The 11,570-nt window shown below is 74.8% G+C and carries 11 protein-coding genes; 5 read left to right on the forward strand and 6 right to left on the reverse strand.

Annotated features, from left to right (window positions below):
- Window positions 1-143: 143 nt before the first annotated feature.
- Window positions 144-2,708 (reverse strand): ABC transporter permease, encoded by a 2,565-nt coding sequence (locus OG896_RS22345; RefSeq protein WP_329368007.1) that lies wholly within the window; start codon window positions 2,706-2,708, stop codon window positions 144-146.
- Window positions 2,702-3,439, reverse strand: coding sequence for an ABC transporter ATP-binding protein (locus OG896_RS22350; RefSeq protein WP_329368009.1), 738 nt, complete (start codon window positions 3,437-3,439; stop codon window positions 2,702-2,704). Before OG896_RS22350 ends, OG896_RS22345 begins: the two co-directional genes overlap by 7 nt.
- 265 nt (window positions 3,440-3,704) lie before the next feature.
- On the opposite strand from OG896_RS22350, the gene OG896_RS22355 reads away from it, so the two are divergent.
- Window positions 3,705-5,003: a sensor histidine kinase gene (locus OG896_RS22355; protein ID WP_329368011.1), complete on the forward strand. Its 1,299-nt coding sequence runs from the start codon at window positions 3,705-3,707 to the stop codon at window positions 5,001-5,003.
- Window positions 5,003-5,635, forward strand: a complete 633-nt coding sequence (locus OG896_RS22360) for a response regulator transcription factor (RefSeq protein ID WP_329374200.1) — start codon at window positions 5,003-5,005, stop codon at window positions 5,633-5,635. The genes OG896_RS22355 and OG896_RS22360 overlap by 1 nt, the downstream gene beginning before the upstream one ends.
- A 61-nt stretch (window positions 5,636-5,696) precedes the next feature.
- Here OG896_RS22360 and OG896_RS22365 read toward each other — a convergent pair whose 3' ends face one another.
- Both OG896_RS22365 and OG896_RS40460 read right to left on the reverse strand, forming a co-directional pair.
- Window positions 5,697-6,767, reverse strand: coding sequence for an LLM class flavin-dependent oxidoreductase (locus OG896_RS22365; protein ID WP_329368013.1), 1,071 nt, complete (start codon window positions 6,765-6,767; stop codon window positions 5,697-5,699).
- Window positions 6,768-7,001: 234 nt separating this feature from the next.
- Window positions 7,002-7,253, reverse strand: coding sequence for a putative leader peptide (locus OG896_RS40460; protein WP_443057141.1), 252 nt, complete (start codon window positions 7,251-7,253; stop codon window positions 7,002-7,004).
- A gap of 220 nt (window positions 7,254-7,473) precedes the next feature.
- Between OG896_RS40460 and OG896_RS22370 the strand changes: the two genes are divergently transcribed.
- Window positions 7,474-8,118, forward strand: a complete 645-nt coding sequence (locus tag OG896_RS22370) for an RDD family protein (RefSeq protein ID WP_329368015.1) — start codon at window positions 7,474-7,476, stop codon at window positions 8,116-8,118.
- A gap of 53 nt (window positions 8,119-8,171) precedes the next feature.
- Here the strand turns inward: OG896_RS22370 and OG896_RS22375 are convergent, their stop codons facing one another.
- Window positions 8,172-8,825 (reverse strand): TMEM175 family protein, encoded by a 654-nt coding sequence (locus OG896_RS22375; protein WP_329368017.1) that lies wholly within the window; start codon window positions 8,823-8,825, stop codon window positions 8,172-8,174.
- Between the two features lie 190 nt (window positions 8,826-9,015).
- Between OG896_RS22375 and OG896_RS22380 the strand changes: the two genes are divergently transcribed.
- Both OG896_RS22380 and OG896_RS22385 read left to right on the forward strand, forming a co-directional pair.
- Window positions 9,016-9,540 (forward strand): hypothetical protein, encoded by a 525-nt coding sequence (locus OG896_RS22380; RefSeq protein WP_328465408.1) that lies wholly within the window; start codon window positions 9,016-9,018, stop codon window positions 9,538-9,540.
- Between the two features lie 232 nt (window positions 9,541-9,772).
- A complete protein-coding gene (locus OG896_RS22385) occupies window positions 9,773-10,558 on the forward strand; it encodes a COG4705 family protein (protein ID WP_329368019.1) in 786 nt (261 codons plus the stop codon).
- 74 nt (window positions 10,559-10,632) lie between these two features.
- Here the strand turns inward: OG896_RS22385 and OG896_RS22390 are convergent, their stop codons facing one another.
- Window positions 10,633-11,460, reverse strand: a complete 828-nt coding sequence (locus tag OG896_RS22390) for an SDR family NAD(P)-dependent oxidoreductase (protein ID WP_329368020.1) — start codon at window positions 11,458-11,460, stop codon at window positions 10,633-10,635.
- Window positions 11,461-11,570 lie beyond the last annotated feature (110 nt).

The following is an 11,570-nucleotide window of genomic DNA, read 5'->3' on the forward strand; positions in this document are numbered from 1 at the left end:
GCTTGGACGCCGTCCGCGGGGCGCCCGGTTCGCCGCGCACGGCATCCGTTTCGCCGTACCCGGCGTATCCGGCGTACCCGGCACCGGCACCCGGTACACCGCACCCGCTTCGGCCCCGCGAGGCCCCGCGGACCGGCGCCGGATCACTCGCGGGTCCCGGCCGCCCCGAGCGGGCCGCGGCGCAGCAGGACCGCCGCCGGGACCAGCGCGGACGCCACGGCGAGCACCGCGCACGCCCCGGCCACCGCGCCGACCGTGCCCCACGGCACCACCACGGCGGACCGTACCGACAGCAGCGCGAGGGCCACCCGGACACCGGCGAGGTCCAGGCCCGTCACCAGGCCGCCCAGCAGCACGCCGACGGCGACCACCAGCAGCGACTCCGCGGCCAGAAGCCACAGCACCTGCCGTACGGTCGCGCCCGCGAGCCGCAGCGCCGCGAGGTCGCGGAAGCGGTCGGCGGTCGCCATCACCGTCGTGTTCGCCAGCGCGATGCCCGTGTAGAGCAGGGCGATGCCGAGCACCAGCCAGAAGCCGGTCAGGGTCTGCCGGCCGGTCCGCGGGTACCGCGCCGACATCCACCGGTCCGCCGTCCGTACCAGCCCGCCGGCCGGCGCCACCGCGTCCCGCAGCGCCGTCACGACGGTGGCGCGGTCCGCGCCGGGCCGCAGCCGCACGTCGATCCGCCGCACGGCGGAGCCCGCACCGTTCGCGGGCGTGACGTACACGCCGTTGTCGCCGGTGCCCTGCCGCAGCACCGCCGCGATCCGCAGCGACCTGCGCGTGCCGTCGCCCAGCCACACCCGCACGCGGTGACCCACCGTGTGGTCGGCCCACTCCTCGTTGACGACGATCGAGTCGTCGTCGAGCGCCGCCAACCGGCCCGCGACGACGGGCGGACGCGCCACCGCCGCCAGCCCCGCCGGGGAGACCGCCTCGGCCTGGTCCGCGACCAGGGCCACCCCGTCCTCCAGGGTGTGCACGGTGGACGGGGCGAACGCGGCCGCGTCGGCGCCGGGCACCGCGGCGACCCGGGCGACGGTCGCCGGGGCGAACCCCGCGCCGTCGGCGGCGGTGACCACGAAGTCGGCGGCGCTCTGCCCGCGCGCCTCCGCCGCCTTGGCCGCGTCGACGGTCGCGGCCGCGCCCAGCAGCGACCCGGCCAGCGCCACCGACATCAGCACCGGCGCCGCGAGGGCCGCGCTGCGGCGGACGGCCGCCGCGGCGCTCTCCCCGGCGAGCATCCAGGTCGCGCCGGGCAGCCTGGCCGGCAGCCACGCCAGCAGCCGGACCAGCGGTCGCACCACCGCCGGCGCGAGCAGCGCGACCGCGGTGATCAGCACCATCGGCTGCACGGTGTACGCCTTGCGGTGCAGCGCCCCGCCCGGGTCGGCCACCAGGCCCGACACCAGGAGCCAGCCGCCGCCCAGCAGCATCGCGCCGCCCGCGACCAGGCGGCCGGGCGCCATGACCCGGTGGTCGAGGGCCGCGTCCCGCAGCGCCTCGGTGGGCGCGACCCGTCCCGCCCGCCGGCCGGCCGCCCACACCCCCGCCAGGACGACCAGCAGACCGGTGCCGAACGCCGCCCCGTACGGCCAGGCCGCCCCGCCGATCGCGAACCACCGCGGCGCGACCCGCTGCCTCACCAGCGTCCGGGCCAGCCACGGAGCGCCGTATCCGCCGAGCACGCAGCCCGCCGCCGACGCCGGCACCCCGACCGCGAACGCCTCGGCGCACACCATCCGGCGGACCTGCCGCGGGGTCGCCCCCGCGGTCCGCAGCAGGCCGAACTCCCGCCTGCGCAGGGCGACGGAGAACGCGAACGTCGACGCCACCACGAACACCGACACGAAGCCGGTGACCCCGCCCGCGGTGCCGAGCAGGGCGTAGACGGCGACCATCGCCTCGTGGTCGCCGTTCCGGTCGGGGTCGGCCAGCCGCCGCCGGTCGCCGGTCAGCACCTGGACGCCGGCGGCCGCCGGGTCCGCGGCGACCGCGGAGGCCACCGCGCGGGCGGGCGCCGCCACCACCACGTCGTGGACGCGCGGCGAGAGCCGGGCCGCCTCGGCGCCGGTGAAGAACACCGCCCGCTCGAAGGGAAGAGCGGCGACCGTGCCGACCACGGTCCTGGTCCGTACGCTCCCGGCCGCGCGCATCGCGATCCGCTGCCCCGGGCGGGCCCAGGCGCCGGAGACGACGACCTCGTCCGGCGCGGCCGGCGCGCGGCCCGCGGTGAGCCGGTAACCGGCGAAGCCGGCGGACGCCCAGGGGTGGCCGGTCAGTTCGGTCGGGCCGTCAGCGCTGTCAGCTCTCTCGGGGCTGTCAGGGCTGCCGGAGTCGTCAGGGAGGACGAGGCGGTCGGCACCGGCCCGGCCGCTCGCGGCGCTCACCGCGAACGACCGGTCCGCGGTGACCCTGCCGAGCTTCGCCAGCGCGGCGACCAGGCCGGGCGGCACCGGCCGGGGCTGCGACAGTTCCGCGGTCCGTACCCCGATCGGCGTCGGCACCCGCAGGGTGTCGGCGCCGTGCACGACCACCGGCGCCGAGGGGGACGCGAACCGCTCCGGGCCGCGGTGCGGGGCGTGCGCACCGGACGCGAGCGCCAGGCCCGTCGTCGTGATCAGGCCCACCCCGATTGCGAGGGCGACGAAACTGCCGGCGAAGGTGACCCAGCGGGCCCGCAGGGTCCGCAGCGCGGTGCTCAACACGCCGCCGCCTCCAGCCGGGCCATGCGGGCGGCGACCGACTCGGCGGTGGGGGAGTCCAGTTCGCCGCTCGGCCGGCCGTCGGTGAGGAACAGCACCCGGTCCGCGAAGGAGGCCGCGACCGGGTCGTGGGTGACCATGACGACGGTCCGGCCGTCGTCGTCGACCATGGCCCGCAGCATGGCCAGCACCTGGCGGCTCGCCGCGGAGTCCAGCGCGCCGGTCGGCTCGTCGCCGAACAGCACCTCGGGCCGGGTGATCAACGCCCTTGCCAGCGCGACCCGTTGCTGCTGGCCGCCGGACAGCTCGGCCGGGCGGTGCCGGGCCCGCTCGGCGAGGCCGACCCGGGCCAGCGCCTCCGGCACGGCGCCCTTCGCCGGGCGCCGCCCGGAAAGCCGCAGCGGCAGCGCGACGTTCTGCTCCGCGGTCAGCGCGGGCAGCAGGTTGAACGACTGGAAGACGAAGCCGACCCGCCGGCGGCGCAGCAGCGTCAACTCCGTCTCGCTCAGCCCGGTCAGGTCGGTACCGCCGAGCAGCACCGCCCCGGACGTCGGCCGGTCGAGCCCCGCCGCGCACTGCAGCAGCGTCGACTTGCCCGACCCCGACGGGCCCATCACCGCGGTGAAGGTTCCGGCCGGAAAGCCCAGTGTCACGTCGTCGAGCGCGGTGACCCGCGCGTCCCTCGACCCGTATGTCCTGCTCACCGAGCGCAGTTGGACCGCTTCGTTCGCCATGCCTCTCACCCAAGCGCCGGGCGCGGCGGGGCGCAGGAGGGCAGGACCGAGTCCTGGGGTGGGCCCAGACCCACCGGACAAGGCCGTACGGCTGGTAGTACGGCTGGTGGGGGGTGGGATGGACAAGCCCTGAACAAGGGGAAGTTGACGGTCACGGCGGCCACGCGGCGTGCGGGCGGGACGGGTTCGGGGTAGGGCAGGCACTACCGCGGAGTTCGGTCCAGCGGGATCGCCTGGCCCCGAACCGCTCTTCTACGGTGGGCGGATGCGCTCCCGCAACGTCTGGCAGGCCCTGGCCCGGCCCGACTACCTGCTGACCTCGTGGCCCTGGCGGGCGGCGGGCTACCTGCTGAGCAGCGCTCCGGTGGGGCTGGCCGCGCTGGTGGTGATCGCCGGGTACGCGGTGGTCGCCGGCGGGCTGACCCTGGTGCTGGTCGGGCTGCCGCTGCTGGCCCTGCTCGGCCTGGTGGGCATCCCGGTGGCGGCCGTCGAACGGTGGCGGCTGCGGCTGATCGACGCCGACCCGGCGCCGAGCGGCCACCGGCCGCCGGGCCGGCCGGGCGTCGTCGCGCTGCTGCGCACCCGGTACCGGGAGCAGGCGACCTGGCGGGAGCTGGCGTACACGCTGCTGTTCGCGGTCGTGCTGTGGCCGCTGGACCTGCTGGCCGCGGGCGTCGCGCTGGCCGTGGCGCTGGGCCTGATCGCCACCCCCGTCCTGGTGGCGACGGTCGGCCACGGACGCCAGTACAGGGTGCTCAAGACGTGGAGCGTGTCGTCGTATCCCGAGGCGCTCGGCGCGGCGCTGCTGGGGGTGGTGCTGCTCGGCGTCGTCGGATACGTGCTCGGCCCGCTGGCCGGCGCACGTGCCGGGCTCACCCGGCTGCTCACGTCGCCGCGCGACGACGCGCTGGGCCGCCGGATCGTGGAACTCGCCAGCTCCCGGGGCCGGTTGATGGACGCCTTCGAGGCGGAGCGGCGCCGTATCGAGCGCGATCTGCACGACGGCGCCCAGCAGCGGCTGGTGGCACTGACCATGACCCTCGGCCTCGCCCGCCTGGACGCCCCGCCGGGTCCGGTCGCGGACCTGATCGCGAAGGCACACGACGAGGCCGGCGAAGTCCTCCTCGCGCTGCGGGAGTTGATCCGCGGCATCCACCCCAAGGTGCTGGCCGACTACGGCCTGCCGGCGGCGATCCCGGATGTCGCCGACCGGTCGGCGGTGCCGGTGGACGTCTCCCTCGACCTGCCGGGCCGGCTGCCCGACGCGGTCGAGGCCACCGCGTACTTCGTGGTGTGCGAGGCGCTCACGAACATCGCCCGGCACAGCGGCGCGACCCGGGCCGGCGTGGTGGGCAGGTACGCCGCGGGCCGCCTCACGGTCGAGGTCGGCGACAACGGGCGCGGCGGCGCCTCGGCCGGCCGGGGTTCGGGCCTGATCGGCCTCGCCGACCGGGTATCGGTGCTGGATGGAAGACTCGAACTGTCCAGCCCTCCCGGCGGACCGACGCTGCTGAGAGTGGAGCTGCCGTGCGAGATGACGCCGTCGACCGTCCGCTCCGGGTAGTGCTCGCCGAGGACAGCGTGCTGCTGCGCGAGGGGCTGACCGGACTGCTGGCGCGCTTCGGCCACGAGGTGGTCGCCGCGGTCGGCGACGGCGACGCGCTGCGCGCCGCCGTCGCCGCGCACCGCCCGGACGTCGTGGTGACCGACGTCCGCATGCCGCCCGGCTTCACCGACGAGGGGCTGCGCGCCGCCGTCGCCCTGCGCCGCGCGACGCCCGCGCTCCCGGTCCTCGTGCTCAGCCAGTACGTCCAACGCTCCTACGTCACCGAGCTGTTGGAGACCGGCGACGGCACCGGCGTCGGCTACCTGCTCAAGGACCGGGTCGGCCGGGTCGAGGAGTTCGTGGCAGCCCTCCACCAGGTCGCCGACGGCGGCACCGTGGTGGACCCCGAGGTGGTCCGCCAACTGCTGCGCCACCGCCGCGATCCCCTGGAACGCCTCACCCCGCGCGAACGGGAGGTCCTCGCGCTGGTCGCCGAGGGCCGCTCCAACGCCGCGATCGCCCGCGGGCTCGTGGTCTCCGAGGCCGCGGTCGGCAAGCACATCGGCAACATCCTCGCCAAGCTCGACCTGCCCCCGGCCGAGGAAACCCACCGCCGGGTCCTGGCGGTCCTGGCGTTCCTCCAGTCCTGACGGCGTTCCGCTCACCGTCCTGACGGCCTGCCGCTGAACCGCCGAACCGGATCAGGACGGGTCAGACCGCGCTGGGCTGCCGGAGCCGGCCGAGCAACTGGTCCCCGATCCGGGCCACTTCCGTGCGGTAGGGGGTGTCGGACAGTACGAAGTGGGTGATGCCGAGTTCGCCGTACCTGCGCAGCGCCGCGGCCACGTCGTCGGGCGAGCCGACCAGCCAGCTGCTGCCCGCGCCGACGCCGCCGACGCGGCCGGGCGCGGTGTACAGGCAGGAGTCCAACACCTCGCCGCGCTCGGTGAGTTCGCGCAGCCGGCGCTGCCCGACGGCGCTGTGCCAGTAGGCGGCCGTGGTGTCGGGCCGGTCCGCCATCGCGGCGACCTTCGCCTCGGCGTCGTGCCACGCCTGCTCGGTCGTGTCCCGGATCAGCGTGGTGATCCGCAGCCCGAACTCCAGCGGGGCGTGCGGCCGTTCGAGCGAGGCGCTCAGTGCCTTGAGCCGGTCGATCCGCTCGGCCAGGCCGTCGAGCGGCTCGCCCCAGAAGAGCTGGACGTCGGCCTCGGCGGCCGAGACCCGCTCCGCCGCCGCGGAGGCGCCGCCGAAGTACAGCCGCGGGGTCCTGCCGTCCTCGGCACCGTACGGCGGCGGGCTCACCGTGGAGTCCTCGACGCCGAAGAACTCGCCGCGGAAGGTGACGTTCTCCTCGGTCCACAGCCGGCGTACGAGCCGCAGGAACTCGCGGGTGCGGTCGTAGCGGCGGGCCGGGTCGCTCTCGCCGTCGCCGTACGCGGCGGCGCTGTCCAGGCCGCTGACGATGTTGACCAGCAGCCGCCCGCCGCTGAGCCGGTCCAAGGTGGCCGCGGAACTCGCGAAGTGCGCGGGCTGCCAGTAGCCGGGGCGCACCGCCACCAGCGGCTTGAACGTGGTGGTGCGGGCGGCCAGCGCGGTGGCCACGGTGAAGGTGTCCGGCCGGCCCCACCCCGCGCCGATGAGGGCGCCGCCCCAGCCGTGCTCCTCGGCGGCGAGGGCGAGTTCGGTGGAGAATTCGAGCGTGCCCCAGCCGGTCGTGGTGTCGTCGCCACGGTGGCCGGGTTCGACGGTGTTGGGGATGTACCAGAGGAATTCCGAACTCACGGCGGGACTCCGATTCGTTGCGTCATCGTGCGTTTCCGCGCGTTTCCGTGTGGGCGGCGACGGGGCCGGCGGGATTCCGGGAAAGTCCCTACGGGGCACCGGAATCGGCCCGGGCGCGGGCGGGTGCGTTGCGCAGCGGGGGCACCGCGGCTGCCGGGGACGGGGACATCTCGGAAGCGCGGGTGCTGGTGCGGGCGCGAGCACGGCCCGGAACGGGCGAAGGGGGCTGCGGGCCTAACGACACAACGCGCTTGCCGACCGCAACAGGTCGACGTACACGCGGGTCACCAGCCTCGTCCTTTGCCGCACACCCGCCAAGCTATGCGCCCCGCGGACCGCTGGCAATGCGCGCACGCGTGACGGCTGTGTGACATCTGCGCGCGGCACCCGGCTGGGGCCTGTCGTGTGGATCTCCGTGGGTGAGGGACCGGCGTCCGGTGCTCCCCGACAGCCTTCGGCGGGGGAGGTGCCCCCAGATCGCAGCACATCCCCCCGCCGAAGGGAGGGGGAGGGACTTCCTCAACACGGCCTCAGCGTCCTCGGGTCGCCGTGACGGCAGCGGCGCCTCTTTGGTTCCCCGATGATGGCGAGTTGGCGCAGCTTTGGTGAACTCATGGTGTGGTCATTGCGAAGATCATGTCAGGATCTCCCCGCCGACAACGCGGTGCGAGGCGCGCACTGCCGTGCACGTCAAGGGCGGGAAACGATGGAGACGTTGGAGGGCGGCCGCACCGCCGCGGGCGCGATGGACCGGGCCGCGCGGCGCGAACGGGCCCGCGAGGGGCAGCGCATGAGGCACCCGCTCACGGCGGAGCCTCCGGAGGGCTCCCGGACGGCGTACGCCTGCGCGGGTCTGGCCGGCCGGGCACCCGTCGGCGGCGGCGAGGTCGCGACCGTCGAACTGGCGTCCACCGGAAGGCGGTTCGCCGCCATGGTGATCGACCTGGCGATCGCCGCGATCTCGCTCGCCGCGCCGGGAACGCTCGCGTCCGGAATCCAGTACGCGGTGGACCCGGACGGCCAGGGGTACTTCCTGCTCGCGTTCTGGCTGCTCGGGTGCGTCTGGCTGACCTTCTACGGCGCCGTGTTCGTGGCCCTGTGGGGCGGCACCCCCGGGCTGCTGCTGACCGGTCTGCGCGTGGTCCGGCTCTGGGACGGCCACGAGCGGCCGACCTGGAAGCAGTCCTTCCGGCGGGCGCGCCTCCTCGCGGTCGTGGGCTGGCTGGTCCCGCTGGTGAACCTCGTGGCGTTCCTCAGCCGCCCCCTCCGCATCCTCACCGAACGCCCCTACCACCACAGCGTGATCGACATCGCCGCCCGTACGGCCATAGCCCGCCGCCCGGCCCGCTGAAGTCCCGGCCCGCTGAACCCCCGGCCCGCCGAACCCCCGGCCCGCCGACCCGCTCAGCCCTCCGAATCCCCGTCGTCCTCGGCCGCGTTGGCGATGGAGATCGCCTTCCGGTAGCGGAGGTTCACCGCCAGCATCAGGGGCACGATGCCGATCCACACGTAGGTCGCCGCATCGGTGTCGAACGGTGCGAGGGCGGCCGACGTGGCCAGCGCGGCGGACACCGCGAGGGTGCGGGCGAGCACCCAGCGGCCGTAGGCGATGGGGAGGTAGTCGGTGAAGTGGCCGACGTGGCGCAGCCGTAGCCAGAGCAGCACGAAGACCGCGGCCACGGCGAGCACGGCGAGGTTGAAGAAGACCACGGCCGCCGCGTTGGAGCCGTACCGTCCGACCAGGGCGGAGGGGAACGGCAGGAACGCGATCAGCAGCAGGAAGAAGGAGTTGAGGCGGCCCACCCATTCGTCGTGCCAGGCGGAGAGGTGGAAGAGCCGGCGGTGCTGCTGCCAGAAGGCGGCGATGATGACGAACGTGGCCGCGTAGCTGAGGAACTGGCCCTCCAGACGGGACAGGGCGGTGCGCATCTGCCGGGCGGAGCCGCTGTCGGCGAGCCGCGGCACGGGGATCTGGAGCACCAGGACGGTCAGGGCGATCGCGAAGACCCCGTCGGTCAGGGCCGTGAGCCGGCCCAGGGAGTGCCTGTCCTGCGCCACGCCACCGCCTTGCTCGCACACCGGGTACCTGGGAGAACCAGAGCTTCCCGTGCGGGCGGCCCGGGTCCGGCCCATTGGTCCGTACGCGGCGTGTCACCGCGGATCGGCGCGGGGCGGCGAGGACCCTGCGGCGGGAGGGGCCCGTGTGCCAGACTGAGCCGCACTTTTCATACCGGGGGGTTGAGCGTACGTGTCCCTGTTCCGCGGCCGCCGCAAGGTCCGCCTCACCCGGCACCGCACCGTCGACAGCCCGTTCGGGCAGCTCCGGATCAGCTACGACGGCTGGCCGTCGGTCATCGCGGTGCTCGACGGGCCGAACGTGCCGACGGTGACGACGCTGCCCGGCCGCGACCTCGGCGGCATGACGTTCGACGGCCGGCCGATACCCCTCCAACGCGCCGGCCGGGCCTGGTCGATGAGCCGCGCGAGCCGTACCCGCACCGCCCTGGTCGGCGACCGCGGCTACGAGCTGCGGCCCACCGGCCTGCGCCGCGCCCTCCTCCTGCGCGACGGCACGCCCATCGCCGCCGCCCACGGCACCCTGCGGTCGTACTCGCCCTTCCGGGAGATCCCCGGGCTCGACGCCCGCCTGCGCTGGCAGCCCGGCATCGACCCGACCGACGTGGCGATCGGCCAGGCCCTGGTGATCGCCTTCGGCGCGGGCGCCCCGGGCGCGCTGGCGAACGTCTTCCTCTTCTGGCTCGACTGGATCTAGGCCGCTCACCGACCAGGCCGCTCACCGACCAGGCCGGTCCCCCGACCGGCGCAAGGGGGTCCGGCGAGCTCCGGGGAGGCCCCCGGGAACGAACGCCGCGGCGTTTCCGTCTACAGTCCTGTAGTCAGACATGGATCGTAGGGCGGCGCCCGCGTGGCGCCAGGAAGGCGGCGGCTTCGTGAAGCGGTCCCGACACGGCGGCGGTGGCGCGGCGAGGGCGGCCGGCGCGGCCATGAGCAAGGTACCCGAAGTGACCGTGCTGTTCTGGCTGACGAAGGTGCTCACCACCGGTATGGGTGAGACCACCTCGGATTTCCTCGCCCGGGTGCTGAGCCCGGTCGGGGCCGGAGCGATCGGGCTGCTCGGGCTGGTCGGCTCGCTGATGCTCCAGTTCCGCGCGCCACGCTACTCGGCCTGGACGTACTGGTCGGCGATCGTCATGGTGAGCGTCTTCGGCACGATGGCCGCCGACGTCGTGCACGTCGTGGTGGGCATCCCGTACGCGGTCTCCACCGTGGCCTTCGCCGTGATCCTCACGGCCGTGCTGATCGCCTGGTACCGCAGCGAGGGCACCCTGTCGATCCACAGCATCCGCACCCGGCGGCGCGAGAAGTTCTACTGGGGCACCGTGCTGGCCACCTTCGCGCTTGGCACCGCCGTCGGTGACCTCACCGCGGGCGGTCTGCACCTCGGCTACTTCTCCTCCGGCGTGATGTTCGCGGCGCTGATCGCCGTACCCGCCGTCGCCTGGCTCGGCTTCCGGCTCAACCCGGTCGCCACCTTCTGGGCCGCCTACGTCCTGACCCGCCCGCTCGGCGCCTCCTTCGCCGACTGGATGGGCGCCTCCACCGCCCACGGCGGCCTCGGTTGGGGCACCGGCCCGGTCAGCCTGGTCCTCGCCGTCCTCATCGCCGGCCTCGTCGCGTGGCTCGCCGCCCGCCAGCGCTCCACCGCCCCCACCGACCAGCCCCACCACTCCACCGAGACCCCCGCCCCGGCCTCCGCTCCCACCCGCTAGCGCGGTGGCCGCGCGCCGGAGACGAACCGGACGCGCACCGGCGCCGCGGCGCCGCGGGACGGTTCGCCAGGGGGTCAGTTCCTCGGCGGTGCCGGGAACGGGGCGCCGGTCAGCTGTTCGCTCAACTCGCGCAGCCGGCGCCGCGCTTCGGGGTCGTAGGCGTCATGGGCGGCGCGGGTACGGCGGGCGCCGTCGAAGTACTGGCCGGAGACGCCGTCCAGGGCCGGATCGGTGATCAGGCGCAGCGTGTTGCGCATGCCCTCTTCGAGGGTGCTGTGCGGGGCGATGCCCATGAGGATCTTGGTCGGCATGAAGGTCGCGGGGTGCAGCGCGTTGGCCGTCACGCCCTGGGGCGCCAGCGCCTCCGCGAGGTCCACGGTGAGCATGATCTGCGCCAACTTCGCCTGGCAGTACGCCTGCATCACGTCGTAGCCGCGGGTCAGCATCGGGTCGGCGAAGTCGATCGGCGCCTGGCCGGCCGAACTGACGTGCACGATGCGGGCGGGGGCGGAGCGGGCCAGCAGCGGGGCGAGGCGCACCGCGAGGACGTAGCCGGCCAGGTAGTCCACCTGGAACGTCAACTCGTGGCCGTCCGCGCTGACCTGGCGGTCGGGGGAGGCGATCCCGGCGTTGTTGACCAGCGCGTCCAGCCGGTCGAGCCCGGCCGCCCGTTCGGCCAGCGCGTGGACGTCGGCGAGGTTCGCGAAGTCCGCGCGCAGGAAGCTCAGCCGGTCGTTGCCGGTGGCCGCGCGCAGCTCCGCGAGGAGGTCCTCGCCCTTCCGGTCGCTCCTGCCGTGCAGCACCAGCGTGGCGCCCCGCGCGGCGAGTTCACGGGCCAGCGCCCGGCCGAGGCCGTCCGTCGCCCCCGTGATCATGATCGTCTGCTGTTCGATGGCCCGCATGGTCCCGAGCCTACTCTTGTTACGAGACTTTCCGTCTCGGATTTACGGGGGTGTGCGGATGGCCGAGGGCGCGCCCCGCGAACGCGCGGCACTCCGCGAACGTGCGGCAC

Origin of the sequence: Streptomyces sp. NBC_00669 (assembly GCF_036226785.1) — a bacterium.
Classification (GTDB): Bacteria; Actinomycetota; Actinomycetes; order Streptomycetales; family Streptomycetaceae; genus Actinacidiphila.